Raw genomic sequence first — 27000 nt, forward strand, 5'->3', positions numbered from 1 at the left:
TTCCAGGTAGGAGACAACTTCATGTCATACCCCGCGCAAGCGCAAACGCCCTCGCAGAAGTCCCAACACGCGTCGCCGTCCCGGCCAACGTCACGCCCGTCGGCCTTCTCCAAGGAGGCCATCATCGCCCGCCCCGGCTTCAACCGCTGGATGGTTCCGCCCGCCGCGCTGGCGGTGCATCTGTGCATCGGCCAGGCCTATGCCTTCTCGGTCTTCAACGAACCGCTGACCCGGATCCTCGGCGTCACGCAGTCGGCGCCGGGCGACTGGCAACTGACCACGCTGGGCTGGGTGTTCTCGCTGGCGATCTTCTTCCTCGGCATCTCTGCCGCGTTTGCCGGCAAGTGGCTGGAGAAGGTCGGGCCGCGGCGCACCATGTTCACGGCGGCGTGCTGCTTCGGCGGCGGCTTCCTGGTGTCGGCGCTCGGCATCTGGCTGCACCAGATCTGGCTGCTGTACCTGGGCTACGGCGTGCTGGGCGGGATCGGGCTGGGGCTGGGCTACGTGTCGCCGGTGTCCACGCTGATCCGCTGGTTCCCCGACCGCCGCGGCATGGCCACCGGCATGGCGATCATGGGCTTCGGCGGCGGCGCGATGATTGGCGCGCCGCTCTCGGTCGCGCTGATGAACACCTTCAAGAGCGCAACCAGCGCGGGCGTGGCACAGACCTTCCTGGTGATGGGCGTGGTCTACTTCATCTCGATGTCGATCGGCGCGCTGGCCATCCGCATCCCGCTCCCGGGCTGGGCGCCCCCGGGCTACGTTCCCACCACCAAGGCCCGCAAGATGGTCACGCACGCCCACGTGCACATCGACCAGGCGCTGAAAACGCCGCAATTCTACCTGCTGTGGGTGATCCTGTTCCTGAACATCACCGCCGGCATCGGCGTGCTGGGCCAAGCTGCGGTGATGATCCAGGAAACCTTCAAGGGCAGCATCACTGCGGCAGCCGCCGCCGGCTTCGTCGGCCTGCTCAGCATCGGCAACATGACGGGGCGCTTCCTGTGGAGCTCCGCCAGCGACTACTTCGGCCGCAAGATCACCTATGCCATCTTCTTCGCCTTTGGCGCCGCGCTGTACATGGCGGTGCCGGCCGTCGGCGCGTCCGGCAACGTGGCCCTGTTCGTGGCCTGCTACTTCTTGATCCTGACCATGTATGGCGGCGGCTTCAGCACCATTCCCGCCTACCTGGCCGACATGTTCGGCACCGCCTACGTCGGCGGCATCCACGGCCGCCTGCTGACCGCCTGGGCCGCCGCCGGCATTGCCGGCCCGGCGCTGGTCAACTACATCCGCGAGCACAAGCTGGCCATGGGCGTTCCCAGGTCAGAGGTCTATGTCGACACCCTGCACATCATGGCCGGCCTGCTGGTGGCGGGTTTCGTCTGCAACCTGCTGATCCGGCCGGTGCATGAGCGCCACCACCTGCGCGAAGCCACCAGCGCAGCCTGAGCGCCCCCCCGGATTCCGATACCAATACTCAGGAGACACCACCGTGCAAGACGACCGAACTTTCGGCAAGACGCTGCTGCTGCTCGCGTTCTGGGCCTATGTGCTGATCCCGCTGGGCGCGGGCATCTGGTCGACCCTCGGGAAGGCCATGAAGCTGTTCAGCTAAGCGCTCGCCCTGACCGTCCGCTGCATCACGATCCGTCGATGCAGCGGGGTCCATCCATGACTGTGATCCCGCGCAATGGCGCTATCTGTATTTGCTTTGCGGCGCCTGGCGAGCGCTTCTTCCGGCTCTGCAAACTGAGCTTTAGCGGTTCTGCAAGAACTGTATCCTTCGCGGGCAGGCTGTACTCCTTACGCTTGTCCGTAGTGTCGCGCGACACGCCGTCGTGCCGGCGGCAACCCCACGGAGAGCACATCGATGCACGGACTCACAGCCCTGGAGCTCGCTCGAATCCAGTTCGGATTCACGGTTTCCTTTCATATCTTATTTCCCGCCATCACGATCGGGCTGGCATGTTTCCTGGCGTTCCTGGAAGCACGCTGGCTCTACACCAAGGACACGGTGTACAGGACCCTGTACCAGTTCTGGATCAAGATCTTCGCGTTGAACTTCGGCATGGGGGTCGTTTCCGGCCTGGTCATGGCCTATGAGTTCGGCACCAACTGGTCTGGCTTCTCGCAGTTTGCGGGGAGCGTCACCGGACCGCTGCTGACCTACGAGGTGCTGACCGCCTTCTTCCTGGAAGCGGGCTTCCTGGGCGTGATGCTGTTCGGCTGGAACCGCGTCGGGCCGGGGCTGCATTTCTTCTCGACGGTGATGGTGGCTCTCGGCACCATGATTTCCTCCACCTGGATCCTGGCGTCGAACAGCTGGATGCATACGCCGGCCGGCTACGTCGTCGTTGCCGGCAAGGTGGTGCCCACCGACTGGCTCGAGGTGATCTTCAACCCGTCGTTCCCCTACCGGCTCACGCACATGGTGATCGCCGCGCTGCTGTCCACGGCACTGTTCGTGGCGGCATCCTCGGCCTGGCAGCTGCTGCATGACCGCGCCGTGCCCGCCGCCCGCAAGATGCTGTCGATGGCCCTGTGGATGGTACTGATCGCGGCGCCGATCCAGGCGGTGGTGGGCGACGCCCACGGCCTGAACACGCTGGAGCACCAGCCCGCCAAGATCGCGGCGATGGAGGGGCACTGGAACACCGCCGCCAGGGATGTCAAGGGCGGCTTCCCGCTGATCGTCTTCGGCATCCCCGACATGGAACGCGAGGAAACCCGCTACGCCATCGAGATTCCGCGCCTGGGCAGCCTGATCCTCACGCACAGCCTTGACGGCCAGATCCGCGGCCTGAAGGACTTCCCCAGAGAAGACCGCCCCAATGCCACGGTGCTGTTCTTCACCTTCCGCGTCATGGTTGGGCTGGGCGTGGCGATGATCCTGTTCGGCCTGCTGGGTTGGGTGCTGCGCCGCAATGGCGCCCTGTACCGGTCCAAGGCCTTCCTGCGCCTCGCGGTGGTGATGGGCCCCGCCGGCCTGGTCGCGCTGCTGGCCGGCTGGATGACCACCGAGATCGGCCGCCAGCCGTGGGTGGTCTATGGACTGCTGCGTACCCATGATGCCGTTTCCGCGCATGCCGCCGGCCCGGTGGCGCTGTCGCTGGCGTTGTTCGTGGTGATCTACTTCGTCTGCTTCGGCGTGGGCATCCGCTACATGCTCAGGCTGGCCAGCGCCGGCCCCGCCCCCGACGCGCACCCGCACGATGAGCCGTCCTACGGCCCCGGCAGCGTCGTTCCCGCCGCCATCGCCGCGGCTTCCACACCCAACCCGATGGCCCCGCACGGCCAGCGCGAATCCTGAACAGGTGATCAACATGGGTATCAACCTTCCCGTTATCTGGGCCGCCCTGATCTTCTTCGGCGTGATGATGTACGTCATCATGGACGGATTCGATCTTGGCATCGGCATTCTCTTCCCCTTCGTCGGCGACCGTCATGACCGCGACGTCATGATGAACACGGTGGCGCCGGTCTGGGACGGCAACGAAACCTGGCTGGTGCTGGGCGGCGCGGCGCTGCTGGGCGCCTTCCCGCTGGCCTACTCGGTGCTGCTCAGCGCCTTCTACCTGCCGCTGATGTTCATGCTGATGGGGCTGATCTTCCGCGGCGTGGCCTTTGAATTCCGCTTCAAGGCCAGCGACCGCAGCCGCCCCTACTGGGATGCCGCGTTCACGTGGGGATCGGTGGTCGCCGCCTTCTTCCAGGGCGTGACGCTGGGCGCCTATATCGACGGCATCACCATGGAAGGCACCACCTTCACCGGCGGCGCGCTCGACTGGCTGGCGCCGTTCCCGATCTTCTGCGGCGTGGGCGTGGTGATTACCTATGCCTTCCTCGGGGTCACCTGGCTCATCATGAAGACCGAGGGCCGCCTGCAATGGACCATGCTGCGCGTGACCAACGTGCTGACCGGCGTGATGCTGGCAATGGTCGCCGCGGTGAGCGTGTGGACGCCGCTGACCCATCCGGAGATCGCGCAACGCTGGTTCGCGCTGCCCAACCTGTTCTTCTTCCTGCCGGTGCCGCTGCTGGTGCTGTTCTCCGCCTTCGGCATCTACCGGTCCCTGCGCAACCACCCGAACGTGTCGCCGTTCCTGTACGCGCTGCTGATGATCTTCATGGGTTATACGGGGCTTGCCATCAGCATCTGGCCCAATATCATCCCGCCGTCGATCTCGATCTTCGATGCGTCGTCGCCCCCGCAAAGCCAGGGCTTCGCGCTGGTCGGCACCCTGTTCATCGTGCCGATCATCCTGGCCTACACCTCCTGGTCCTATTACGTGTTCCGCGGCAAGGTCAAGCGCGGGGAGGGGTACCACTAATGACCAGGATCCTGCATTCGCGGCTGGCGGCCCGCCTGGGCTGGCTGCTGGCCCTGTGGCTGGCGGGGGTCGGCACGGTCTTCGTCTGCGCCAGCCTGATGAAGCTGCTGATGCGCGCAGCCGGGCTTGCCAACTGAAGCCATGCCGTCCTCAAGCCCGCTCTCCCGCCCCGCGCTGCCCGCGCGCACCACCGGCGTGCTCGACACGCTTGCGGCAGCCTGGGCGCGACGCGCCGACCTTGCACCCTGGCTGCATTCCCTGAAGGTGTTCGGCGCGGCAATGCTGGCGCTCTACGTGGCGCTGGCGCTCGGGCTGCCGCGGCCCTACTGGGCCATGGCCACCGTCTACCTGGTGTCCAGCCCGCTGGCCGGCGCCACCTATGCCAAGGGCACCTACCGCGTCTTCGGCACGCTGCTGGGCGCCGTGTGCGCGGTGGCGCTGGTGCCCTGGCTGGTCGACGAGCCCATGCTGCTGATGGCCGCGATCGCGTGCTGGACCGGCACCATGCTCTACCTGTCCTTGCTGGAACCGGCGCCGCGCAACTACATCTGCCTGCTGGCCGCCTATACACTGCCGATCGTGGCGCTGCCGACGGTCACCAACCCGGCCACCGTCTTTGACGTGGCCCTCACCCGCATCGAGGAAATCATCATCGGCATCGTCTGCGCCAGCGTGGTCAGCGCGGTGGTCTTTCCCTCGCGCACCACGCCGGCGCTGGCCGCACGCGCGTCGGCGTGGCTGGACCATGCCTCGCGCTGGATCACCGACGTGCTGGCCGCCGGTGCCAGCGCAGGCCAGCGCCATGACAGCTTCAGCCTGCTGGCCGCCGATATCCTCGCAATGGAAACCCAGCTGGCCCAGCTGACCTATGAAGCCGACGGCGCCCTGACCCTGCGGCGCGCACGTGCCCTGCACCAGCGCATGACGGCCCTGCTGCCGCTGGTGCTCGCGCTGGCCGATGCCGCCAGCGCCTTGCGCCGGCATCCGGCGGGCATGCCTGACGCCGTCGCGCAGCGCATGCGCGCCACGCTGGCCTGGATCGCCGGCGACGCCGGTGCGTCCCGGCCCCCGCCTTCCTGGTACCCGGCAGGCAGCACGCCGGCCGCACCCGCGGACTGGCATGCACGGCTGGTCGCGGCGACCTGCACTTACCTGGATGAACTGGGCGATCTCTGGCAGGACTGCCGCCTGCTGCAGGCCAGCCTGCGCCAGGGCGGGAGCGAGCCCACCGCGCTGCGCTACCGCGTGGAACCCGCCGGGCAGGCCCGGCACCATGATCACGCGCAGCTGTTGTTCCGCGGCGCTACCGCCGGCTCGGCCACCTTCGTCGCGGGCCTGCTGTGGATGGTGTCGGGGTGGGTCGATGGTGCCGGCCCGGTCGGCCTGGCCGCGCTCGCCAGCTGCTTTATCGCCACCACCGCGGAGCCGCGGCTGATGGCCGGCCGGGTGATCGCGTGGAGCATCGGCTGTGCCTTGCTGTCCTGGTACTACCAGTTCGTGGTGCTGCAACTGGCCCATGACTTTGGCTCGCTTGCCGCCCTGCTGTGCAGCCCCTACCTGGTCATCGGCGCCATGACCACGCAGCCGCGCAACGCGCTGTTCGGCGTGTTGCTGGCGGTCACGGCGGCGTCGTTCCCGGGCCCGCAGCACCTGACCGCCGCCAGTTTCGCCGGCATCTTCAACAGCAGCCTGGCGAGCCTGGCGGCGCTGGTGTTCGCGGCCTTGTGGGCAGTCCTGATGCAGCCCTTCGGCCAGCAGCTGGTGGCCTACCGGCTGGCCAGGGCCAACTGGAACGAGATCGCGCTGGCGGCGCACCCGCGCGCGCCGGTCAACAGCGCGCGGCTGCGCGGCCGCATGCTGGACCGGCTGCTGCGCCAGTGGCCGCCATTGACCCGCTGCAACAATGCCAGCGGCAGGCAGGCCGGCAGCGCCGTTGCCGACTTCCTGGTCGAATCAGCCGCGCTCGCGCTGCGGCGCGTCCCGGCTGGCGTGCCCGCGCCGCGCCGCCGGGCCGTGGAGCGCGTGCTGACAGGGGTCGCACGCCACTACCGCCAATGCGCGCGCACCGGCCATGCTAGCCCGCCCGCGCCGGCGCTGGCCGCGCACATCGACGCGGCCTTCGCGGCGCTGGCCACGACGGCCCATGGCAGCCCGCGCACCGCGCTGGCGGCACTGGCCACCCTGCGGCTTGCCCTGCATCCGCATGAAGGAGATCACCATGCACGCCACTGAGTTCGACCTGTACGGCGTGTTCGTGCCAGCCACCGTGGTGTGGATGCTGGCCGCCTTCGCCGTGACCGCCGGCGTGCGCGTCGTGCTCGCCCGGATCGGCTTCTACCGCATCATCTGGCACCGGTCCTTGTTCAATTTCTCGCTCTATATCCTCGTACTGGGCGCGATCGTCGCGCTCGTCTGGCAGGCCCCATCATGATTCGCAAACTTTCGCTGCTCGGCCCCGTTGCGGTGACCTTGGCGGCCGTGGTCGCCGCGGCGCTGACCGCCTGGCATTTGTGGCAGTACTACACCGAGGCGCCCTGGACCCGCGACGGCCATGTGCGCGCAGAAGTGATCCAGGTCGCGCCGGATGTCTCCGGCCTGGTCACGGCCGTGCTCGTCGGCGACAACGCCCGGGTGCAACGCGGCCAGGTCCTGTTCGTAGTGGACCAGGACCGCTTCATCCTGGCCCTGAAACAGGCGCAGGCCGAGGCCGCTTCGGCGCGCGCCGCGCTGGCACTGGGCCGGCGCCAGGCGTCGAACGCGGCCGGCGTTGCCGCCCTGGCCGCCGCGCAGGCGCGCATCGACGAAGCCGATGCCGCGGTGGACGTGGCCAGGCTGAACCTGGCCCGCTGCCGCGTGACCAGCCCGGTCGACGGCTATGTCAGCGACCGCCTGCCGCGCGCCGGCGACTTTGCCACCCGCGGCAAGCCAGCCCTGTCGGTGGTGGCCAGCGGCTCGCAGTACGTGGAGGGCTATTTCGAGGAAACCAAGCTGCCCGCGATCCGCGTCGGCAGCGCCGCCGAAGTGCACATCATGGGCCAGCGCACCCCCTTGCGCGGACATGTGCAGAGCATTGCGCCCGGCATCGAGGACCAGGACCGCGCCATCGGGCCGAACATGCTCCCCAGCGTCAACCCGACCTTCAACTGGGTGCGCCTGGCGCAGCGCATACCGGTGCGCATCGCGCTGGACCAGGTGCCGGCCGGGGCCCACCTGATCGCCGGCCAGACCGCGACGGTGCGCATCCGGGCGCCGCGCGAATGAGGCGCCCAATTCAGCCGCACCGGTCCCGCCGGAACTGTTCTGCTTCCGCTCCTGCCGATTTGTGCGCCTGCCGGGCGGCCATCGGTTCGTACCATGGATGGCATGGCATGCGCCATGCCCTACCCCATTGCCCCCGGGAGATTCGCCATGCAAGCAGCGCTTGTGCAAAAAATGCCCGCCGCCCGCAGTTTTGAGGCGCCCGAGCCGGACCACGCATCACCCGCCTGCCGGGACCAGCTGGGCCGTCCGCTGCGCGACCTGCGCCTCTCGGTGATCGACCAATGCAACTTCCGCTGCACCTACTGCATGCCCAAGGAGCGCTTCGGGCGCGACTATCCGTTCCTGTCGCCTGAGCAGCGCCTGTCCGATGCCGAATTGCTGCGCATCGTGCGCGCCTTTGTCAGCCTGGGCGTTGAGAAGGTGCGCCTGACCGGCGGCGAGCCGCTGCTGCGCAAAGGCATCGAGTCTCTGGTCGAACGCATTGCGGCCATGCGTACCCTGGAGGGCCGGCAGGTGGAAGTGGCCATGACCACCAACGGCAGCCTGCTGGCCCGCAAGGCGCGTTCGCTGCGCGACGCGGGCCTGGGCCGGGTCACGGTCAGCCTGGACAGCCTCGACGACCAGATCTTCCGCGCCATAAACGATGTGGATTTCCCGGTCGGCCGCGTGCTGGAGGGCATCGACGCGGCCATCGCGGCGGGCTTGGCGCCAGTCAAGGTCAACTGCGTGGTCGAGCGCGGCACCAACGACGCGCAGGTGCTGCCGCTGGTCGAACACTTCCGCGGCAGCGACGTCACGCTGCGCTTTATCGAATATATGGATGTGGAAGGCCCGAGCGGCTGGTCACAGTCGCGCGTCGTCCCGTCCGACGAGATCCGCGGCATGGTCGAACGCGCGCATGCGCTGCTGCCGGTCACTCGGCGCGACGGCGAAACCGCCAGCAACTACCCGCTGGCCGACGGCAGCCTGAAGGTGGGCTTTATCTCCAGCGTTTCGCACCCATTCTGCGGCGATTGCACCCGCGCACGCGTTTCGGTCGACGGCCGGCTGCACCTGTGCCTGTTCGCCACCAGTTCCGTCGACCTGCGCCAGCACCTGGGCACCGCCCACCCGGATGAAGCCGTGGCGGACGCGGTCCGGCAAGCGTGGCAGGCCCGCGGCGACCGCTACTCTGAGCTGCGCGCTGACCGGCTGGCCAGCGGCAAGCGCCAGTACCCGACGGTGCGCATGTCGCTGGTCGGGGGCTGAGCCGCGGGCGCGGCTCCCGGTCACTCAGTCAGGATTCGGGAAGGCCTGCGCGGCAAGCTCCGCGCCGGCTGGTGTCAGGCTCGCGTGACCGCGGCCTTCCTCGTCGATCGCCACGTCCGCCAGTCCGGCGGCCTGCAGCTGCGTCAACACGCGCCGCAGCACGCTCATCGGCAGTTGTGCCCGCTTCGCGATCTTGGCGAGCGACCAGGGGCTGCCGCCACCCTCGCGCCCAGCCTGCCACAGGACCTGGAGCGCCGCGACCATGGCGGGATCGATATCAGCGTCTTGCATGCTCTTCCTCTGCGCGTTCCCGGCTGCGTGCCAGCAGGTGCTGTGCGATTTTGCCCAGCGTCTGCACGGCGGACTCGATGCCGGGCGTCCATTCCGAGCTGTAGTTCAGCCGGATGCAGTTGCCGTAAGTGGCCCCGGGCGCAAACATATGCCCCGGCGCAACGGTGATGCGGTGCTCCAGCGCGGCGTGATACATCTCCATCGCATCGATGCCCTCCGGCAGCTGCACCCACAGCACATAGCCCCCCGCGGGGCGCGACGTGGTGGTGCCGTCCGGGAAGAACCTGCGCACCGCGGCGGCCATGATGCTGGCCTGCTGCGCATAGGCCTTGCGCACCCGCCGCAGGTGGAAGTCGTAGCCGTCGTTCTTCAGGAACTCGGCAATCGCCAGTTGCGGAATCGCCGGCGTGGTCAGCGTGTTGAGGAACTTGAGTCGTTCCACGGCCTCGCGGTAGCGGCCCGGCAGCGCCCAGCCGATCCGGTAGGCATTGGTCAGCGTCTTGGAGAACGACGAGCAATGCAGCACGATGCCGGCCTTGTCAAACGCCTTCAATGAACTGGGATGGGCCTCGCCGTAATAGAGCTCGCCGTAGACGTCGTTCTCGATGACGGGGATGTCCTTCTCGGTCAGCATGGCCACCAGCGCGCGCTTCTTCTCATCGGGCATCTGGAAGCCGAGCGGGTTCTGGAAATTGGGCATCACCATGCAGGCAGCCACGCCCTTTTCATCGATCAGCCGCGCCAGCTCGCCGATGTCGATGCCCTCCGCCGGATCGGTCGCCACCTCGATGGCGCGCATGCCCAGCCGTTCGATGGCATGGAGCATGGCGTAGAAGGTCGGCGACTCCACCGCGATGGTATCGCCCGGCCTGGCCACCGCCTGCAGGCAGAGGTTGATGGCCTCGGTCGCGCCGATGGTGACGATCACCTCGTTCGGATCGATGGCGTAGCCGTTCTCCAGGTAGCGGCGCGAGATCTGCCGGATCAGCTCGGGGCTGCCGGGCGGCAGGTCGTCGAGCATGGTCCACTTGGCATAGCGGCGCGCGATGTTGTTGGCGTACTGGTTGATGCGCTGCCACGGAAACAGCGAAGGGTCCGGATAGGGCGAACCGAGCGGCACGGCATCATCGGAACGGATCGAGCGCAGCGTGGAAAGCACCAGCGCGCTGACGTCCACCGCCGAGGGCTTGGCACTGGGCCTGGACGGGCGCAGCTCGAACACCGGCTCGCCCGGCCGCGCGCGCACAAAGTAGCCGGACTGCGGCCGGCTTTCGATGATGCCGCGGCTCTCCAGCAAGACGTAGGCCCGGATCACCGTGGTGATGCTCATGCGGTGGTGCTGGCTGGTCTGCCGCACCGAGGGAATCCGCTCGCCGGGCAGCAGCACGCCCTGTTGCACCGATGCCTCGATGTCCGCAGCCAGTTTTTCATATAGTTTCACGCTGCGCTCCCCTTTCCCTTGCGCCCCGTCGGTGCCCGGACCGGCCACCTTGCCGGGCCGCCGTCAGCTGAGCCAACGATGGAGATCATAGTACGGCAGGGGCACATTTTGGAGCTGTCCGGCACATTGGGGTTCGACCCGCACAAAGCCGCTGGCCTGGCCGAGCGCCGACACCGAGGCGGCGCCCTGCTGTGCATTGACCTGCACGAAACTCTCGCGGCCGCCGAGGTTGCCGATTTCGCCCACGCGCCAGAAGGCATCGCCCCGGTGCGGGCGCGTGCCGGCCAGCGCCGCCCTGACCCGGCCTACCGGTGGGAACAGCTCGGCGCGCCCCTGCAGGCGGCGCAGCAGCGGCGTCACCAGCAGCGCGAAGGTGGCATAAGCTGCCGCCGGATTTCCCGGCAGGCACACCACGGGCTTGCCGCGCAGGCGCCCCACCGTGACCGGCTTGCCGGGCTTCATGTTGACGCCACGGCAAAGCAGCTCGCCGCCCGCCGAAGCCAGCGCCGCCGCGACCAGGTCGCGCTGGCCGACCGAGGCACCGCCGGTGACCAGCACCAGGTCGGCGTCGGCGGCAAGTTCCCGCAGCATGTCGTGCAAGGCGCGCTCGTCGTCCTGCACGTGGCGGTGGCAACTGACCACGGCGCCCATCGACTGCACCAGCGACTCGAGCATCGGGCCATTGACGTCATGCACCTGATACACGTCGCGCGGCTCGTCGTGCGCCGCCACCTCGTCGCCCGAGGTCAGGATAGCCACCTCCACCAACCGGCAGACCGTGGCCTCTGTCAGTCCCTGCGACGCCAGCGCGGCAATATGCCCCGCATGCAGCAGGGTTCCTGCCGACAGCAACAGGTCGCCCCGGCGGGCATCCTCGCCCTTGCGCCGGATATGCTGGCCCGCCACGGGTGCGCGCGCGCAGACCACACCGCGATAGGTCTCTTCGGCATCTTCCAGCGCGACCACGGCATCGGCGCCGGGCGGGATCACGCCGCCGGTGTAGATGCGGATGGCCTGGCCGGGCAACAGCGGCTGCGGCTGCGTGCCGGCGAAGACGACCTGCTGCAGCGGCAGGCAGGCGCCCTCGCGACAGTCTTCGCAGCGCACCGCATAGCCGTCCATGGCGCTGCGGTCCGCCGCGGGCGTATCCATGACCGCGGCCACGTCGCCGGCCAGCACGCGGCCAGTCAGCAAGCCCAGCCACACGGTTTCGGTCTGCCGCACGGGCTCCGCGCACATCGCGAAGACCGCCTGCGCCTCGTCAAAGTTCAGCATGCTGCGTCTCCGCGGCTGGCGTCCAATGCGGCGCTGGTATAGTCGACATAACCATCCTGGCGGCAGAAGCTGAGCAGGCGCAGGCCGGCCTGCTCGGCGATGCGGATCGCCAGCGAGGTCGGCGCCGAGATCGTCGCCAGCATCTGGATATTCATGCGCGCCACCTTGCGCACCAGTTCATAGCTGGCGCGGCTGGACAGCAGCACGAAGCCGTCGTCCATCGCCATGCGCTGCATCGCCAGGTGGCCGATCAGCTTGTCCAGGCCGTTGTGGCGGCCCACATCCTCGAACACATGCAGGATCTCGCCGCCCGCACCGCACCAGGCCGCGGCGTGGACGCCCCCGGTAGCCTGCATCAGCCGCTGGTGCGACGGCAGCGCCGCGACGGCGCGCTCGATCATCTCGCGCGACGGCGTCAGCCGGGTGGCCGGCTCGGGCATGCGCGCGGGCTCCAGGTCGAGCAGCTCGATGCTCTCGATGCCGCAGACGCCGCAGCCGGTGCGCCCCGCCAGCGCGCGCCGGCGGGCCCGCATGGTGGCAAAGGCGTGTTCGCTGATCTCCATCTGTACCTCGGCGCCGTGCGCGTGCACGCGCACTTCCAGGTCGTGGATCTCCGCATTGCGCCCGACGATGCCCTCGGTCAGCGAGAAGCCGACCGCGAATGCCTCCAGGTCCAGCGGCGTGGCCATCATCACGGCGTGCGAGATGCCGTTGTACACCAGCGCCACCGGGAGCTCTTCCGCCACGTTGTCCGTGGCCGGCTGCACCACGCAGTTCTTGTGCCGCACGATGCTGCGCGCTTCATAGCCTGAGTGTTCAACCAGTTCGGTGCATTGCATGGGGGTCTCGCCAAGATGGATGCCGCGCCGGCACAAGGCCGGCGCTGGTCGGGAGTGATCGGGTCTGTTGGGAATGATGGTAGGCGCGGACCGCCCCGTACGAGGCGTACAGTTGCGCCGATCGCCGGCATCTACAGATGCCGGCGCGCTTCGGGCTTCACTCGCCGGCGCCGGCTTCCCTGTCGTCGTTGCTGGGGAAGCGGTATTGCCCGTAGCGCAGGATCAGCACGCCGAAGGCCAGCATGACCACGCCCGCGCACAAGGCCAGCATGTGGAACTCGGTGGACTCGTTGAAGCGCAGGATCAGGTCGCGCGCCAGCGACACCATCGCGATGTACAAGGGGAAGCGCACGGGCAGCTGGCCCAGCCTCAGGTAGCGCACCACCATCGCCAGCACCTCCAGGTACAGGAACACCAGCAGCAGGTCGGTGATCGAGAAGACCCCCATGGCCGCGACCTTCCAGCCTTCCTGTGCCATGGCAAAGGTCGTGGCCAGGCCGATCACGACCAGGCCAGCCAGTTCCACCATGCCCAGGAAGGATTCCACCCGGGCGCGCACGTGGCTCTGGCCCGGCCGGGCGCCGGGGCTTTTGTCCATGTTCATGGCTGTGCTGGCGCGGTCAGGCCGCCGCCGCGGGCTGCCGACGGGACGGGGTCAGCAACACCGGCACCGACTTCGACGTGGGCGTGCCGCAGCCATCGCCAGTGCTTTCCAGCGGCACCAGCGGATTGGTCTCGGGGTAGTACGCCCCCAGGCAGCCTTGCGGGATGTCGTATTCGACCAGCACGAAGTCCTCGACCTGGCGCTGCACGCCGTCGTCCCAGACACTGGTGATGTCCACGTGCTGGCCCGCCTTCAGGCCAAGCCGCGCCAGGTCAGCGGGGCTGATGAAGACCACCCGGCGCAGGCCGAACACGCCGCGGTAGCGGTCGTCCAGGCCATAGATCGTGGTGTTGTACTGGTCGTGCGAGCGCGTGGTCATCATCACCATCAGCTTGTCGCCATACTTCTGGCGGGCCCGGCTGATGGGGGTGTCCTTTTCGATGCGGTTGACCAGGAACTGCGCCTTGCCCGACGGCGTATGCCAGACCCGGTTGCATGCCGCCGGCGTCAGGTGGAACCCGCCCGGCACCGCCACGCGCGCGTTGTAGCTCTCGAATCCGTCGATCACCTGCTCGATGGCGTCGCGGATGCGGGCATAGTCCTGCGCATACCAGAGCCAGTCGATCTTCTGCGAGCCCAGCGTGGCGGCCGCCATGTGCGCGACGATGGCAATCTCCGACAACAGGTGCGGCGACGCCGGCGCGTTCATGCCGAAGGAGATATGGACCATGCAGACCGAGTCCTCGACCGTCACGCCCTGCGCCACGCCGTCCTGCTGGTCGATCTCGGTGCGGCCCAGCGTCGGCAGGATCAGCGACTCCTTGCCGTGCACCAGGTGGCTGCGGTTGAGCTTGGTGGCGATATTTACGGTCAGGTCGCACTGGCGCAGGGCCTCGAAGGTGCGCGGCGTATCCGGCGTGGCGGTGGAGAAATTGCCGCCCAGGCCGACAAAGACCTTGACCTTGCCCTCGAGCATCGCCGAGATGGTGTGGACCACGTCATACCCGTGCTTGCGCGGCGGCTCGAAGCCGAAGGCGGCCTGCAGGCGGTCCAGGAATTCCTGCTCAGGCTTCTCTTCGATACCCACCGTGCGGTCGCCCTGCACGTTCGAATGCCCGCGCACCGGCAGCAGCCCCGCACCGGGGCGCCCGATGTTCCCGCGCATCATCATCAGGTTGGACAGGATCTGCACCGTCGGCACGGAGTGCTTATGCTGCGTCAGGCCCATGCCCCAGCAGGCGATCACGCGCTTACCCCTGGCGTAGACCTGGGTCAGCGCATCGATATCTTCCTGCGACACGCCCGACTCGGCGACGATGTCGGCCCAGCTTTCCACGCGCAGGTCTTCGATGAAGTCGCCGAAGCCGATGGTGTGCTCGCGCACGAAATCCACGTCGATCAGGCGCTCGCGGCCGTGCCGGATGGCCTCTTCGTCGAGTTCGTCCAGGCGCTTGGCCATGCCCTTGATCAACGCAAAGTCGCCGCCCAGCTTGGGCTGCACGAACATCGAGGCGATCTTGGTGCTGGAGCCGGTGAGCATCTCCACCGGGTGCTGCGGGCTGGTAAAGCGCTCCACCCCGCGTTCGCGCAGCGGGTTGATCGACACAATGGTGGCGCCGCGCCGCGCGCACTCGCGCAGCTCGCCCAGCATGCGCGGATGGTTGGTGGCCGCGTTGTGGCCGAACAGCAGGATGGTGTCGGCATGCTCGAAATCATCCAGCACCACGGTGGCCTTGCCCACGCCGATGGTCGGCGGCAGGCCCCGGCTGGTGGCCTCGTGGCACATGTTCGAGCAGTCGGGGAAGTTGTTGGTGCCATAGGCTCGCACGAACAGCTGGTAGAGGAAGGCGGCCTCGTTGCTGGCGCGCCCCGACGTATAGAATGCGGCCTGGTTCGGGTCCGGCAGCGCGCGCAGGTGGCGCCCGATCAGCGCAAAGGCCTCGTCCCAGGCGATCGCACGGTACTTGTCGGTCTGCGCGTCATAGACCATGGGGTGCGTCAGCCGCCCGTGCTGCTCCAGCTCATAATCGGTCTGCGCCATCAGCGACGTCACCGTGTGCTGCGCAAAGAACTCAGGGGTCACGCGCATGCTGGTGGATTCGGCGGCCACGGCCTTGACGCCGTTCTCGCAGAATTCAAAGGTGGAGGCGTGCTGCCGGTCCGGCCAGGCACAGCCGGGGCAGTCGAAGCCATCGGCCTGGTTCTGCTTGAACAGCATCTTGTACTTGCCTCCGGCAACCTTCTCCTTGATCAGGTTGATGGCAACGTACTTCAGCGCACCCCAGCCGGCGGCGGGGTGGGTGTAGGGGGCGATGTGGCCTTTTTCAGGGGTCGGGGAGCTCATTGGCGTGGTGTCCTGTAACGACGGGGGCGCTGTCCGGCGGCCTGCGCTGCTTATCGAAGGGGGCCGGATCGTTGCGGTGTCACCAGATTAGATTTCCCGGGTGCCCACGGGTACATACAAACAGGCGCTCCCCCGGGGAGCACAGTTGCTTCAGACCAGCGGGAACGCCTTCACCAGGTGCCGCAGCAAGCTGTCAGCCACCGGCGACAGGTGCCGGCCGGTCCGGGTGATGATGTGGATGCGGCTATTGTTCAGGATGGGATTGGCCAGCGGCAATGACACCAGCTGCCTGAACTGCGGCTCCTTCAGCGCCACCGAGCGTGCCGTCATGATGTAGCCCAGCCCCATCGCTGCATATTCCCACAGCACCTTGAACGAGTTGGTCACAAGCATCGGCTTCAGGGTGACGTGCTCGTCCAGCTCCGCCGCCTGGATATGCTTGCGCACACCGAACGATTCCGTCAGCGCCGCTCCCTGGTGCGGCGCCAGGTCCGCGAGCGTCAGCGCGCGGCGCCTGCGCGCCAACGGATGGTCCTTGTGCACATGCACGCGGATCGGCGACAGCCTTGAATAGTGCGAGCGCAGGCGCACATCGTCGGGCGGCTGAAAGACAAAGCCGATATGCGCCAGGTCCTCCAGGATATGCCGCACCGTTTCATCGGTGCCGGCCACCTGGATGCTGCAGCTCACGTCGGGATGCTTGCGCAGGAAGCCCTGCAGCACGGGATCTAGCACCAGGTCGACGAAGCCTTCGCCAAAGACCAGCTCCACGTGGCCACGCCGGGCATTCTTCAGGTTGTTGACCTCGGCAAGGAAAGTATCGTTCAGGTCCTGCTGGCGCCGGGCAAACAGCGCCAGCAGGCGCCCGGCATCGGTGGCGACAACACCCCGCCCGCGCCGCTCAAGCAAAGTCAGCCCGGTATCCTGCTCCAGTTTCGCCACGGCGCGGCTCACCACCGACGGATCCAACTCAAGCACCTCGGCCGCGCCGCGCACAGTGCCGGTCTCGATGATCTGCAACAGGCACAGCGCGCGCTTGCGGTCCAGCACATCTTCCATGTCTTCCTCCTCTGGCTCGCGGCGCCGGCCCAGGACGGCAGCGCGCGGATTCTTCTAATGTTGCAAATTATGCAACGTTTCGCTCTTACCATTGTCATGGTTTCGGCAAGCGCATGCGTGGAGAATGCGGTGGACGACCACGCTCCGATACCGCCATGAACCAGGCCCCGCTTGCCGATCTGCACCAATCCATCCAGACCCTGTCGCCGGAGTTCGTTGAGATCCGCCGAAAGATCCATGCGCACCCCGAACTGGCCTTTGAAGAGCGCCGGACCAGCGACCTGGTCGCCGGGCGGCTGGCGGCATGGGGCTACGAAGTGCATCGTGGCATGGGCACCACCGGTGTCGTGGGCAGGCTCAGGAAGGGGCAAGGCAGCAAGGCGCTGGGCATCCGCGCCGACATGGACGCGCTGCCGATCCAGGAGAAGACCGGCCTGGACTACGCCAGCACCATCGCCGGCAAGATGCACGCCTGCGGCCATGACGGGCACACGGCGATCCTGCTGTGCGCCGCCAGGTACCTGGCCGAGTCCGCCGATTTCAATGGCACGCTGAACCTGATCTTCCAGCCGGCCGAAGAGAACGAAGGCGGTGCGCTGCGCATGTTGGAAGATGGGCTGTTCGAGCAATTCCCCTGCGACGAAATCTATGCGCTGCACAATTCCCCGGGCCTGCCGGTCGGCCAGATCGGGGTCATCGCCGGCCCTGCCATGGCCTCGTTCGACCGCGCCACGGTCACGCTGCGCGGCCGCGGCGCCCATGGCGCCATGCCGCATCATGGCATCGACGCCATGCAGTGCGCCGCCAGCATTGTGCTGGGCCTGCAATCGATCGTCAGCCGCGAGATCGATGCGCTCAAGTCGGCGGTCATTACGGTGGGCTCCATCCAGGCCGGCACCACCTACAACGTCGTGCCCGATAGCGCAACGATCAAGATCGGCGTGCGCACGCTGGACCCGCAGGTGCGCACGCTGGTCGAGGCGCGCATCAGCGAATTTGTCGCCGCCCAGGCCCAGAGCTTCCGGCTGCAATCCGAGGTCGTCTACGAACGCAAGTACCCGGTGCTGGTCAACCACGACGCGCAGACCGAGCGCGCGCGCCAGGCCGCGATCCGGCTGGTGGGCGCGGACAACGTGGTCGAGCGCCCGCCGGTGATGGGCAGCGAGGACTTCGCCTACATGCTGGAGCACCGGCCCGGTGCCTACATCCGGCTTGGCAACGGCCTGGGCGAAGATGGCGGTTGCATGGTCCACAACCCCCTGTACGACTTCAATGACAAGGCTCTGCCTGTCGGTGCCGCATTCTGGGCACACCTGACGCAAAGCTATCTGGTTTGAACAACAATTCCCCGGGGACATCCGCCATGGCTTCACTGAACCGCCGCCGCTTCCTTCAATACGCCGGTCTTTCCGCCGGCACCTCCGTGCTGGCCGGCCTGCCGGCCTTTGCCGCAGACAACTTTCCCGCCAAGTCGCTGTCCCTGGTGGTCCCCTACCCGGCCGGCGGTGCCAGCGACACTTCTGCCCGCATCTTCGGGGAATCCATCGGCAAGAGCGTCAGGCAGCAGGTGATCGTCGAGAACTACGGTGGCGGTACTGGGCTGATCGGCGCCAACAAGGTGCTGGGCGCACCGGCTGATGGCTACACCTTCTTCCACGGGTCGATCAACGAGGTCTTCCTGGCCCCCATGCTCAACCCGGCGGCGCGCTACAAGCCGCAGGACTTCCAGCTGGCCGCACCCATCAGCGACGCCAACATCGTGCTGCTCGTCAGGAACGGCATTGCCGTCGATGTCCTGGACAAGTTCCTGGACTATGCGAAGCAAAGCAAGGGAAAACCGCTGACCTACGCCACGGTCGGCATCGACTCCATCTATCACCTCATGGGCGATGCCCTCGCTGCCCGGCTCGGCGTGCCCTTCCTGCACGTGCCGTACAAGGGCGGCGCACCGGCGCTGCAGGGCCTTGCCGGCGGTGAGGTCGACTTTGCCATCCTGCCTTACCAGTCCAGTTTCGACAGCATGCAGCAACAGGGCCGGCTGAAGGTGCTAAGCAGCTTCGCCAGGGCTCTGCCCCCGGCACTCAAGCATATTCCGCTGATCTCGCAAAGCCGGATGGTGCCCGACTTCGAGTACTCGATCGGCGGCGGCTACTTCGTCAGGCAGGGCACGCCCGCGAGCCGGGTGGCGGTACTGCGCAAGGCGATTGGCGAAGCCCTGGCCAAGCCCGAGATCCGGGCCAAGCTGGAAGCCGAGGGACGTACGGTCGCACAGCCGATCGACAGCCAGGAGCAGGCGAATCAGGTCTTCGACCAGTACCTGGGACGTGTCACACAACTGATCCGGAACGTGGGCCGCAAGACCAACGCGTCCTGAAGGCTTGTCGCAGCAGGCGCCTGAGCTGGCCGGTCAGGCTGCCTTGGGTGACACACCCGGGGCAAGCCGTTCGGCCAGGAAGGCCTGCATTGCCGCCCAGGACCGGCGGTCCGCCGCCGCATCATAGGCAATGCCACGTTCCGGAAGATTCGCCCCTCGAACGTGAATGCGTGCCGGGCATGGCCATAGGCATGTAGCTGCCAGTCCGCGCCGGCGCCGGTCAGTTCCCCTGCAATGCCGAGAACGTCGTTCGGCGGCGCGACCGGGTCTTCCCAACCATGCAGTAGCAGGATGCTGGAGGTGATGGGTGCTTGCGGGCCGATCCGCGGCGCGTGGAGCACCCCGTGAAAGCTGACGGTAGCCAGAAGGTTTGGCGGGGCCGCGCGCGCCAGATACGGGGCGCACAGGGCGCCGAAGCAATACCCGAGCGCGGCCATCCGGTGCGCATCGACTCCGGGAAACCTGGTGGCCGCATCGAACCCGGCCAACAGGCGCCGGCGAAACAGGCGGCGATCGGCCATCATCGGGCCCATGAGATGCGCGTTGTCTCCCAGCTCGTCACCACGGACGCCCTTGCCGTACACGTCTGCGGCAAAGCCGATGTAGCCCAGTGCCGCGAGCTGGTCGGCGCAGCGGCGCATCGCGGCGTTGAGTCCACTCCATTCATGGGCCAGCAGCACGCACGGCGTGCGTTGCGCCAGCCCGGCGGGCCGCGCTACATACCCTTCGAAGACAGTCGTGCCATCCGTGTACTCGACCAACGATCGTTCCAGCGGCAGTTTCCCGGCGTCCATAGCATGCTTCTTTCGAGCCGCCAGAATGCGGCAGGCTGGGAGCGCTGTATTGAACGTTTGGGACGCCAGGTGCTTGCGTCGTCAGAGATAGAAGGCCGGGGCATCGTCTGGCAGGCGTCCGAAGTACTCGGCAAGCGGCGATGGCCCGTTGCGCGCATAGTCGCCCGGCGTCTGGGCCAGGCGCCGTCGCCAGCTCCGGATCTTATGCGGCTGATCGCTATAGCCCGACAGCGCGTCGCCCTCGCCGCGTTGCACGGCCTGGATGCTGAACTGCAATCGCTCCAGGTCCATCAACTGCTTGGGGCCAAGGCCAAGGTGCCGCTCGAACCAGCGGTTCAGCTGGCGCCGGTTGACGGCGGTCAGGCTGGCGACTTCCTGCACCTGCCGTCCCTGGCGCAGCAGCGCATGCGCCGCCCTGATCGTCGCCAGTTCCGCAGGCGGCCGGATAGCCGTCATGCGCTGCAGCAACCACGCGTCCAGCTGGCAGGCAATCCGCGCCGGCGTCCAGGCGGCGCTCAGGTCGGCGCTGAGCGCGTGGGCCGCGCCATCCCCAAGGTATCCGGCCAGGGCATTTAATAGCACTACCGGCGCTAGTTGACGGTGTGGCCGCCGCGGCGCGCCTTGTGATAAAGGCACTCACAGATGAATTTGTAGAGATCGCTACATAGTTGATCAACACTCTACAAATACTTAGTATCGGCCCATGGAACCAGCTCCGGAACTGTGGACCCTCCTCGTCATCAGCCTGCCAACCAAGGGCGCTACTGCCCGGATGCGCATCTGGCGAGCCCTCAAGGCACTAGGCTGCGCTGCATTGCGCGACGGCGCCTATCTGTTGCCGACGGCAAGCGCGCAAAGCGCTCAACTGCGCGACCTGGCCGATGAAACCATCCAGGAAGGCGGCCAGGCCTGGCTGCTGAACGTGCGCGCGCAAGATCCGGCGGAGGCTCACGCCTACCGGACACTGTTTGACCGCACGGCCGACTACGCCGGCTGGCTGGCCGCCCTCTCCGAGGACCGCAAGAGCTTGTCCGGCCAGGATGAAGCCGGGATCGCCCGCCTGCTGCGCCGGCACGGCCGTGCCTTTGATGCCATCGCCGGGACCGACTTTTTCCCCAACGACGCCTCGGCCAACGCCGCCTTGCAATGGCGGGACTTCAACAGTGCGGTCGAAACCCTGCGCTCGCCAGGCGAGCCCCAGCCTGCAAGCGGCGGCATCCCGCGCCGGGATCCTGCCCAATACCAGGGGCGCGACTGGGCAACGCGGCGCCACCTGTGGGTGGACCGGGTTGCCTGCGCGTGGCTGATCCAGCGTTTTATTGACCCGCATGCGCGCTTCCTGTGGCTGGAGCATCCCGCGGACTGCCCGCATGACGCGCTGGGTTTCGACTTCGACGGCGCCGCCTTCACGCATGTGGGCGACAAGGTTTCATTTGAGGTGCTGCTGGCCAGCTTCGGGCTGGACGCCGACCGCGGACTGGCCCGCCTGGCCAGCATGGTCCACGCCCTGGATATCGGCGGGGCCCAGGTGCCCGAAGCCAGCGGCTTCGAAGCCGTACTTGCCGGCGCGCGCGAGCACCTGGCGGATGACGACGCACTGCTGGCCGAAATCGGCCGTACCCTGGATTCCCTTTATGTGCATTTTTCCGGAAAGCGATAGCACCATGCCCCTGAGGTCCACGACATGAGCAACGTCTCCCAGGCCCCAACCCCTCCGGCCGCACTCACGGAACGGCCGCGCTACACCCTCTGGCAGCTGGTCGGCTACATGCTGCGCCTGGGCACGCTCGGCTTCGGCGGTCCGGTGGCGCTGGCCGGCTATATGCATCGCGACCTGGTAGACCGGCGCCAGTGGATCACCGACGCCGACTACAAGGAGGGGCTGGCCCTGGCACAGCTGGCACCTGGCCCGCTGGCCGCGCAACTGGCCATCTACCTGGGCTATGTCCATTACCGGATCGCGGGCGCGACGCTGGTCGGGATCGCGTTCGTGCTGCCGTCATTCCTGATGGTGCTGGCGCTGGGCTGGGCCTATGTGCGCTTTGGCGGCCTGACGTGGATGCAGTCCGTGTTCTACGGCGTCGGGGCCGCGGTGATCGGCATCATTGCGATCAGCGCGTACAAGCTCACCACCAAGAGCGTGGGCAAGGACCGCCTGCTGTGGGCGATCTACCTGGTACTTGCCGCGGTCACGGTGGTCACCGAATCCGAAATCGCGTGGATGTTCCTCGCGGCCGGGCTGCTGGTGTGGTTCTGGCGCGCCCCGCCCAAATGGCTGCGCCAGGGCGGCCTGCACGCGGCCGCGGCGACACAGCTGCCCCTGGCCGGCGGCGTGGCCGGCGCCATTGACTGGCCCCTGCTGGCGCAGATTGCCGTGTTCTTTGCCAAGGCGGGCGCATTTGTGTTCGGCTCGGGGCTGGCCATTGTGCCGTTCCTGTACGGCAGCGTGGTCACCGACTTCCATTGGCTCAATGACAAGCAGTTCGTGGATGCCGTGGCGGTGGCCATGATCACGCCCGGCCCCGTGGTGATCACCGTTGGCTTTATCGGCTACCTGGTGGCCGGCTTTCCGGGCGCGTCGGTTGCGGCGCTGGCCACCTTCCTGCCGTGCTACCTGTTCACCGTCCTGCCGGCCCCCTACTTCAAGAAATACGGCAAGCTGCCCGCCATCCTAGCCTTTGTCGATGGCGTGACCGCTGCCGCGGTGGGAGCCATCACCGGCGCGGTGATCGTGCTGGCCAGGCGTTCGATCGTGGATGTGCCGACGGTGCTGCTGGCGCTTTGCACGGTGGCGCTGCTGCTCAAATTCAAGAAGCTGCCCGAACCCGTGATCGTGGCCGGCGCCGCGCTGATCGGCCTGGTGGTCTATCCGCTCATGCATCATTGAGGGGGGTGCCGCGCCGAGTCTATGAGATCGCTTTGCGGTCTCGGGCGCGCAACCGGCCCACTGCCCTGGTGGCCGAAGCCACTTGCGATGGGCGGCTTTAGGGAATCTAATCCTACGGAGGAGGCGTCCCGATGCGGATCTGAGAACCCCGTGGGCGCCAACTTTTTTTGCCGAACGCCATGCCAGCCTCCCGGTCAGGGACCACCGGCTTCCCCACGATCCTGTTTGGCGCTTTCGATCGCCACAACTTCGGTGACCTGCTGCTGCCGCATGTGGTGCGAAGCCTGATCGGGCAGGCCAACCCGTTCTACGGGGGCCTGGCCGAGCGCAACCTGAGAATCCATGGCGGCCATCGGGTCCACACCCTAGCGCGGCTGGCAGCCACCGTGGGCGACAGCGCCGTCGATGTCATCCATGTGGGTGGCGAAACCCTGACCTGCTCGCTCTGGGAGGCGGCCGTGATGCTGCAGCCTCCCGAGCAAGCCCGGGCGGTGGTGGCGCTGCTCGATGCCCGGCCGCACGAGCGGACGGTCTGGGCCCAGGCGCAGTTGGGCGTACGGGACCGGGTCCCCTACCTGTTGCCGGCCGGCATCTTTGCCAATGTCCGGCGTGTCATTGTCCACGCCGCCGGCGGCATTGACTTTGGATCGGTTGAGCCTGCCATGCGGGCCGAGGTGGTGGCCAAGCTCGGGGCCGCCACCAGCGTCGGGATACGAGACCATCAGACCCGGGCCATGCTCGCGGAGAACGGCATTGACTGCCGCCCGGAGCCTGATCCGGCCGTGCTGGTGGCCGAGCTGTTCGGCGACTGCATCCGCCGGCGCGCCCGCCAGGGCGAGTGCGCCCGCATCGTGTCAGGGTTCCCTGCCGGATACCTGGCCGTGCAGTTCAGCGCGGATTTTGGCGACGACGATACCCTTTCACAGCTGGCCGCCCAGCTCGAACGTATCGCCCGGACCAGGATCCTGGGCCTGGTGCTGTTTCGCGCCGGCGCCGCGCCCTGGCACGACGACCTGGCCTGCTACCAGCGCCTGGCGGCACGGCTGCGCGGCACGCCTGTGGTCCTGTTCGACTCGCTCAACCTGTGGGATATCTGTGCGCTGATTGCGCACAGCCAGGGTTTTGTCGGCAGCAGCCTGCACGGCGGCATTGTCGCCGGCGCATTTTTCCTGCCATGGCTTGGCCTGCTCCGGGCCGCACAACACCCTGGGACCAGCAAGCAAATCGCCTTTGCCGCGGCCTGGGGCGCGGCCGGGGCGCCGGCCGCGGTCACCGTGCAGGATCTTGCGGCCGGCCTGGACGAAGCGATGGCGTCCCGGACCGCGCAGCGTAGGGAATTGGCTAGGGAATGGGCCAAGGCCTGCAGGACCGCATTCCAGTTGGTTCAGGAGAACTAGCACGATCGAGTCCCGCGGGGCATGACGACTGCTATCGGCACATCGCCATCAGCTGTACCCACGCCAGCGCAAAAGTCGGGTCGAGCCAAGATGTCAGTGCCACCATGCACAGGCCCGCCAGGCCGAGTACCGACAGCCATATGCCGAGCGCCGGTCCGCGGCGCAGACTCATGACCGCACAGGCGCGAGGCCGGTCCTGACAATCTGCCGGTCGTCGATCGGGAAGTGCAAGGCCGCGGCCAGTACGCCCAGCGCCATGGCGCTGAACCAGACCAGGTCGTACGAGCGCGTCAGTTCGAACGCGAGCCCGCCCAGCCATACGCCGAGGAACGAGCCCAGCTGGTGGCCGAAGAACACGAAGCCGAACAGCGTGGCGAGATAGCGCACGCCGAACACCTGTGCGAGGATCCCGTTGGTCAGCGGCACGGTGCCGAGCCACAGGAAGCCCATCGCCGCGCAGAACAAGTACAAAGTGGGCGTGCTCAGCGGCAGCAGCAGGAACAGCGCCATCGCCGCGGTGCGCACGAGGTAGATCCCGGCGAGCAGGTATTTCTTGCTGTGGCGCCCGCCCAGCAGGCCGAACACGTAGATGCCGGCCACATTGGCGAGCGCGATGATGGCGAGCGCGGCCATGCCGTCGGCCGGACGCATGCCACGATCCAGCAGATAGGCGGGCAGGTGGCTGGCGATGAAGGCGAGCTGGAAGCCGCAGGCAAGAAAGCCGAGGTTCAGGAGCCAGAAGCCGGAATGACCGAATGCCTCGCGCACCGCGCCGAGCAGCGACGGCTGGCCGCGGGCCGCGTTGGTCTCGTCCGCGGCCGGCGCCGGCGCGGCGGCAATCCGGTCCTCGAACGGCAGCGCAAGCGGCAGCAGCACGGCCAGTGCCAGGGCGAGCATCAGCAGCGTGGTCGCCCATCCCGATGTGACCAGCAGCCCCTGCGCGGCCGGCACCAGCGCGAACTGCGCGATGCCGCCGACGGCGCCGGCCAGGCCCAGTGCGCGGCTGCGCTGCGCGGTGTCAGCCATTCTGCTCAGCGCGCCATACACTACGCCGAAGGTCGTGCCGGACAGCGCAATGCCGATGCAGACGCCTGCCGACCAGACGAAGGCCGGTGACGTGTCGGCCTGTGTCATCCCGCAAAGTCCGGCGGCATATAACGCCAGTCCGCCGGCCATCACCTTCCACGAGCCGTACCTGTCGGCCAGCATGCCAGTGAAGGGCTGCACCAGCCCCCAGACCAGGTTCTGCACCGCCATCGCGAAGCCGAAGGTCTCGCGGGTCCAGCCGCGCTCGGCGATGATGGGCAGCAAGAACAAACCCTGCACATGGCGCACGCCCAACGCCAGCCCCATCAGCAGGCCGCCCGCCAGCACGAGCACCCACAACTCCCGCCACCATGGCGTGGCGGACTGCGGCGTGGCGATGGCGGCGCAAGTGTGCGGCAGGCGAGAAGTCATGACGGCCCCTTGTCGGACAATGGCGCCGGCAGGCGCGCGATGGCTCTATTGCAGCCGCCCCGGCGCCGTGCTTCAAACGATCATTTGGTCGTTTTGCCATGCGCGCCGCGCATGGCAAGAGGGCCGGGGATCGTGCTGTAATGGCGTATCGCGAATCTGCCAGGAGGCCACCGCATGTCCGTCCCGCTTGTCCGGCTGTTTCCGCTCGACCTGCTCAAAGGCTTCGTCGCTGTCGGCCGACGCATGAGCATTACGCAGGCAGCGGACGACCTGTGCCTGACGCAGTCGGCGGTAAGCCGGCAGATCCACGCGCTGGAGGAGCAGCTGAAGGTGCCGCTGTTCGTGCGCAAGCATCGCGGCGTGGCCTTCACTGCCGAGGGCGAACGGCTGTTTCGCAGCGCCGACAGCGCACTGCAGCAGTTGCAGGACGTGGTAGCCGAAGTGCGCCGCAACGAGGGCCAGCGCGCCGTCACGGTCACCGCCAGCATCGGCGTGACCGGCTTGTGGCTGCTGCCGCGGCTGGGGAACCTGCAGAAGACGCATCCGCATCTGGATGTGCGCCTGTCCGCCAGCAACCGTATCAGCGACTTGCGTGCCGAGGGCATCGACCTCGCCGTGCGCTACTGCCGCGACGCCGCGGCGCCGCCCGATGCTGTGCGCCTGTTCGGCGAAAACATCGCCCCGGTTGCCCATCCATCGCTGGTGGCCGGGGTCGCCCGGCACGACGAGGCGCTGCTTCAGTTGCCGCTGCTGGAATTCGACGATCCCCGTCCGTGGCTGCAATGGCGCAGCTGGCTCGAGCCACGCGGCTACCGCCAGGCGAGCCAGCACGGCGTGCTTCGCTTCAATCAGTACGACCAGGTCATCCACGCGGCGCTGGCGGGACAGGGCGTCGCACTGGGCCGGCTCGAGCTGGTGCGGCCCCTGATCGATGGCGGCCAGCTGGTGATCGTGCCGACGGCGCTACAAGCGCCGCCGAGCCCCAACGCATACTGGCTGGTCCATGCCTCCGCCGATCCGCGCGAGGACGTCAGGTGTGTAGCCGAGTGGATTTGCCAGGAAGCCGCACACACCGTCAGGACACGTGCGAGCCCCGTAGCCACCTGAGCCAGGGGAAGCCTGCACGGCGCGGGGGTGGCGGCGCCTCGATCCCGCACAAAACGGGGCCGGCGCCGTGCAGCGCCGCCAGAAACACGTCGGCGTCACCATGCAGCTGATAGCGCTCGCCGGGTGCGAGCAGGACGTCCGGGGACGGCCTGTCCCGTGTTTCGAACGTCAGCCACAGGCTGCCGCCGCGGCAGACCAGGTCCGCGCCGGCCCGCAGTCGCAAGCGCAGGCATTCCGCTTCAAGGCAAAGGGTGTATGGCATGAAAGGCTCCGGTGAGCCATTTCAT

26 protein-coding genes are annotated in these 27000 nt (G+C 67.5%); 15 read left to right on the plus strand and 11 right to left on the minus strand.

The features are described from left to right. The first annotated feature begins 21 nt into the window (after nt 1-21). From CNE_RS25145 to moaA, 9 genes are all read left to right on the plus strand, one after another. Nucleotides 22-1452 (plus strand): L-lactate MFS transporter, encoded by a 1431-nt coding sequence (locus CNE_RS25145; protein ID WP_013953106.1) that lies wholly within the window; start codon nt 22-24, stop codon nt 1450-1452. Between the two features lie 43 nt (nt 1453-1495). Beyond that, entirely contained in the window at nt 1496-1618 is a 123-nt protein-coding gene (locus CNE_RS42755) for an MFS transporter small subunit (protein WP_010809255.1), read from the plus strand. 255 nt (nt 1619-1873) lie between these two features. Beyond that, on the plus strand, nt 1874-3313 hold the full coding sequence (locus tag CNE_RS25150; protein ID WP_013953108.1) for a cytochrome ubiquinol oxidase subunit I: 1440 nt from the start codon (nt 1874-1876) through the stop codon (nt 3311-3313). Between the two features lie 13 nt (nt 3314-3326). Next, entirely contained in the window at nt 3327-4334 is a 1008-nt protein-coding gene (gene cydB, locus CNE_RS25155; RefSeq protein WP_013953109.1) for a cytochrome d ubiquinol oxidase subunit II, read from the plus strand. Continuing rightward, nucleotides 4334-4471 carry a DUF2474 family protein gene (locus tag CNE_RS39465; protein ID WP_013953110.1) on the plus strand — a complete coding sequence of 46 codons (138 nt, stop codon included), beginning with the start codon at nt 4334-4336 and terminating at the stop codon, nt 4469-4471. Before cydB ends, CNE_RS39465 begins: the two co-directional genes overlap by 1 nt. Before the next feature lie 4 nt (nt 4472-4475). Next, nucleotides 4476-6566 (plus strand): FUSC family protein, encoded by a 2091-nt coding sequence (locus CNE_RS25160; protein WP_013953111.1) that lies wholly within the window; start codon nt 4476-4478, stop codon nt 6564-6566. Beyond that, complete coding sequence (locus CNE_RS25165) at nt 6553-6765, plus strand: DUF1656 domain-containing protein (RefSeq protein WP_013953112.1); 213 nt, start codon at nt 6553-6555, stop codon at nt 6763-6765. The genes CNE_RS25160 and CNE_RS25165 overlap by 14 nt, the downstream gene beginning before the upstream one ends. After that, nucleotides 6762-7595 (plus strand): HlyD family efflux transporter periplasmic adaptor subunit, encoded by an 834-nt coding sequence (locus CNE_RS25170; RefSeq protein WP_013953113.1) that lies wholly within the window; start codon nt 6762-6764, stop codon nt 7593-7595. Before CNE_RS25165 ends, CNE_RS25170 begins: the two co-directional genes overlap by 4 nt. Nucleotides 7596-7742: 147 nt before the next feature. After that, entirely contained in the window at nt 7743-8843 is a 1101-nt protein-coding gene (gene moaA / locus CNE_RS25175; RefSeq protein WP_013953114.1) for a GTP 3',8-cyclase MoaA, read from the plus strand. 24 nt (nt 8844-8867) lie between these two features. Here the strand turns inward: moaA and CNE_RS25180 are convergent, their stop codons facing one another. The 7 genes from CNE_RS25180 to CNE_RS25210 form a co-directional block, all read right to left on the minus strand. After that, nucleotides 8868-9134: a helix-turn-helix domain-containing protein gene (locus CNE_RS25180; protein WP_010814452.1), complete on the minus strand. Its 267-nt coding sequence runs from the start codon at nt 9132-9134 to the stop codon at nt 8868-8870. Continuing rightward, nucleotides 9121-10575 carry an aminotransferase-like domain-containing protein gene (locus tag CNE_RS25185; protein ID WP_013953115.1) on the minus strand — a complete coding sequence of 485 codons (1455 nt, stop codon included), beginning with the start codon at nt 10573-10575 and terminating at the stop codon, nt 9121-9123. The genes CNE_RS25180 and CNE_RS25185 overlap by 14 nt, the downstream gene beginning before the upstream one ends. Nucleotides 10576-10638: 63 nt before the next feature. Further along, nucleotides 10639-11850: a molybdopterin molybdotransferase MoeA gene (locus tag CNE_RS25190; RefSeq protein WP_013953116.1), complete on the minus strand. Its 1212-nt coding sequence runs from the start codon at nt 11848-11850 to the stop codon at nt 10639-10641. Beyond that, a complete protein-coding gene (fdhD, locus tag CNE_RS25195) occupies nt 11844-12689 on the minus strand; it encodes a formate dehydrogenase accessory sulfurtransferase FdhD (RefSeq protein ID WP_013953117.1) in 846 nt (281 codons plus the stop codon). Before fdhD ends, CNE_RS25190 begins: the two co-directional genes overlap by 7 nt. Before the next feature lie 157 nt (nt 12690-12846). After that, complete coding sequence (locus CNE_RS25200; RefSeq protein WP_013953118.1) at nt 12847-13293, minus strand: phosphate-starvation-inducible protein PsiE; 447 nt, start codon at nt 13291-13293, stop codon at nt 12847-12849. Nucleotides 13294-13309: 16 nt separating this feature from the next. Further along, a complete protein-coding gene (locus CNE_RS25205; RefSeq protein ID WP_013953119.1) occupies nt 13310-15637 on the minus strand; it encodes an FdhF/YdeP family oxidoreductase in 2328 nt (775 codons plus the stop codon). 150 nt (nt 15638-15787) lie between these two features. Next, complete coding sequence (locus CNE_RS25210; protein WP_013953120.1) at nt 15788-16696, minus strand: LysR family transcriptional regulator; 909 nt, start codon at nt 16694-16696, stop codon at nt 15788-15790. 155 nt (nt 16697-16851) lie between these two features. Between CNE_RS25210 and CNE_RS25215 the strand changes: the two genes are divergently transcribed. Together CNE_RS25215 and CNE_RS25220 are read left to right on the plus strand one after the other, a co-directional pair. Continuing rightward, nucleotides 16852-18033, plus strand: a complete 1182-nt coding sequence (locus CNE_RS25215) for a M20 aminoacylase family protein (protein WP_013953121.1) — start codon at nt 16852-16854, stop codon at nt 18031-18033. A gap of 26 nt (nt 18034-18059) precedes the next feature. Beyond that, the gene (locus CNE_RS25220; RefSeq protein ID WP_013953122.1) at nt 18060-19070 is read left to right on the plus strand and encodes a tripartite tricarboxylate transporter substrate binding protein; all 1011 of its coding nucleotides are present in this window, start codon (nt 18060-18062) and stop codon (nt 19068-19070) included. Here the strand turns inward: CNE_RS25220 and CNE_RS39470 are convergent. Both CNE_RS39470 and CNE_RS25225 read right to left on the minus strand, forming a co-directional pair. Next, nucleotides 18995-19864, minus strand: coding sequence for a dienelactone hydrolase family protein (locus CNE_RS39470; RefSeq protein ID WP_238553093.1), 870 nt, complete (start codon nt 19862-19864; stop codon nt 18995-18997). The two genes, CNE_RS25220 and CNE_RS39470, sit on opposite strands and share 76 nt — an antisense overlap. Nucleotides 19865-19945: 81 nt before the next feature. After that, nucleotides 19946-20446: a helix-turn-helix transcriptional regulator gene (locus CNE_RS25225; protein ID WP_228772340.1), complete on the minus strand. Its 501-nt coding sequence runs from the start codon at nt 20444-20446 to the stop codon at nt 19946-19948. A gap of 121 nt (nt 20447-20567) precedes the next feature. On the opposite strand from CNE_RS25225, the gene CNE_RS25230 reads away from it, so the two are divergent. From CNE_RS25230 to CNE_RS25240, 3 genes are all read left to right on the plus strand, one after another. Beyond that, complete coding sequence (locus tag CNE_RS25230; RefSeq protein ID WP_013953125.1) at nt 20568-21524, plus strand: chromate resistance protein ChrB domain-containing protein; 957 nt, start codon at nt 20568-20570, stop codon at nt 21522-21524. Between the two features lie 24 nt (nt 21525-21548). Further along, nucleotides 21549-22751: a chromate transporter gene (locus tag CNE_RS25235; protein WP_013953126.1), complete on the plus strand. Its 1203-nt coding sequence runs from the start codon at nt 21549-21551 to the stop codon at nt 22749-22751. A gap of 179 nt (nt 22752-22930) precedes the next feature. Further along, nucleotides 22931-24148, plus strand: a complete 1218-nt coding sequence (locus CNE_RS25240) for a polysaccharide pyruvyl transferase family protein (protein ID WP_013953127.1) — start codon at nt 22931-22933, stop codon at nt 24146-24148. Nucleotides 24149-24316: 168 nt separating this feature from the next. Here the strand turns inward: CNE_RS25240 and CNE_RS25245 are convergent, their stop codons facing one another. Then, complete coding sequence (locus CNE_RS25245) at nt 24317-25606, minus strand: MFS transporter (protein ID WP_013953129.1); 1290 nt, start codon at nt 25604-25606, stop codon at nt 24317-24319. A gap of 174 nt (nt 25607-25780) precedes the next feature. Between CNE_RS25245 and CNE_RS25250 the strand changes: the two genes are divergently transcribed. Continuing rightward, nucleotides 25781-26713, plus strand: a complete 933-nt coding sequence (locus CNE_RS25250; RefSeq protein WP_013953130.1) for a LysR substrate-binding domain-containing protein — start codon at nt 25781-25783, stop codon at nt 26711-26713. Here CNE_RS25250 and CNE_RS39475 read toward each other — a convergent pair. Then, entirely contained in the window at nt 26682-26975 is a 294-nt protein-coding gene (locus CNE_RS39475) for a DUF2917 domain-containing protein (protein WP_013953131.1), read from the minus strand. The genes CNE_RS25250 and CNE_RS39475 overlap by 32 nt on opposite strands. Between the last annotated feature and the right edge of the window lie 25 nt (nt 26976-27000).

Origin of the sequence: Cupriavidus necator N-1 (assembly GCF_000219215.1) — a bacterium.
Classification (GTDB): Bacteria; Pseudomonadota; Gammaproteobacteria; order Burkholderiales; family Burkholderiaceae; genus Cupriavidus; species Cupriavidus necator.

Excerpts from the sequence above, each read along its gene's own strand:
- CNE_RS25145 (WP_013953106.1), top strand. The coding sequence starts at position 22 with ATGTCATACCCCGCGCAAGCGCAAACGCCCTCGCAGAAGTCCCAACAC.
- CNE_RS25150 (WP_013953108.1), top strand. The coding sequence starts at position 1,874 with ATGCACGGACTCACAGCCCTGGAGCTCGCTCGAATCCAGTTCGGATTC.
- cydB (WP_013953109.1), top strand. The coding sequence starts at position 3,327 with ATGGGTATCAACCTTCCCGTTATCTGGGCCGCCCTGATCTTCTTCGGC.
- CNE_RS39465 (WP_013953110.1), top strand. The coding sequence starts at position 4,334 with ATGACCAGGATCCTGCATTCGCGGCTGGCGGCCCGCCTGGGCTGGCTG.
- CNE_RS25160 (WP_013953111.1), top strand. The coding sequence starts at position 4,476 with ATGCCGTCCTCAAGCCCGCTCTCCCGCCCCGCGCTGCCCGCGCGCACC.
- CNE_RS25165 (WP_013953112.1), top strand. The coding sequence starts at position 6,553 with ATGCACGCCACTGAGTTCGACCTGTACGGCGTGTTCGTGCCAGCCACC.
- CNE_RS25170 (WP_013953113.1), top strand. The coding sequence starts at position 6,762 with ATGATTCGCAAACTTTCGCTGCTCGGCCCCGTTGCGGTGACCTTGGCG.
- moaA (WP_013953114.1), top strand. The coding sequence starts at position 7,743 with ATGCAAGCAGCGCTTGTGCAAAAAATGCCCGCCGCCCGCAGTTTTGAG.
- CNE_RS25180 (WP_010814452.1), bottom strand. The coding sequence starts at position 9,134 with ATGCAAGACGCTGATATCGATCCCGCCATGGTCGCGGCGCTCCAGGTC.
- CNE_RS25190 (WP_013953116.1), bottom strand. The coding sequence starts at position 11,850 with ATGCTGAACTTTGACGAGGCGCAGGCGGTCTTCGCGATGTGCGCGGAG.
- fdhD (WP_013953117.1), bottom strand. The coding sequence starts at position 12,689 with ATGCAATGCACCGAACTGGTTGAACACTCAGGCTATGAAGCGCGCAGC.
- CNE_RS25200 (WP_013953118.1), bottom strand. The coding sequence starts at position 13,293 with ATGAACATGGACAAAAGCCCCGGCGCCCGGCCGGGCCAGAGCCACGTG.
- CNE_RS25205 (WP_013953119.1), bottom strand. The coding sequence starts at position 15,637 with ATGAGCTCCCCGACCCCTGAAAAAGGCCACATCGCCCCCTACACCCAC.
- CNE_RS25210 (WP_013953120.1), bottom strand. The coding sequence starts at position 16,696 with ATGGAAGATGTGCTGGACCGCAAGCGCGCGCTGTGCCTGTTGCAGATC.
- CNE_RS25215 (WP_013953121.1), top strand. The coding sequence starts at position 16,852 with ATGAACCAGGCCCCGCTTGCCGATCTGCACCAATCCATCCAGACCCTG.
- CNE_RS25220 (WP_013953122.1), top strand. The coding sequence starts at position 18,060 with ATGGCTTCACTGAACCGCCGCCGCTTCCTTCAATACGCCGGTCTTTCC.
- CNE_RS39470 (WP_238553093.1), bottom strand. The coding sequence starts at position 19,864 with ATGGACGCCGGGAAACTGCCGCTGGAACGATCGTTGGTCGAGTACACG.
- CNE_RS25230 (WP_013953125.1), top strand. The coding sequence starts at position 20,568 with ATGGAACCAGCTCCGGAACTGTGGACCCTCCTCGTCATCAGCCTGCCA.
- CNE_RS25235 (WP_013953126.1), top strand. The coding sequence starts at position 21,549 with ATGAGCAACGTCTCCCAGGCCCCAACCCCTCCGGCCGCACTCACGGAA.
- CNE_RS25240 (WP_013953127.1), top strand. The coding sequence starts at position 22,931 with ATGCCAGCCTCCCGGTCAGGGACCACCGGCTTCCCCACGATCCTGTTT.
- CNE_RS25245 (WP_013953129.1), bottom strand. The coding sequence starts at position 25,606 with ATGACTTCTCGCCTGCCGCACACTTGCGCCGCCATCGCCACGCCGCAG.
- CNE_RS25250 (WP_013953130.1), top strand. The coding sequence starts at position 25,781 with ATGTCCGTCCCGCTTGTCCGGCTGTTTCCGCTCGACCTGCTCAAAGGC.
- CNE_RS39475 (WP_013953131.1), bottom strand. The coding sequence starts at position 26,975 with ATGCCATACACCCTTTGCCTTGAAGCGGAATGCCTGCGCTTGCGACTG.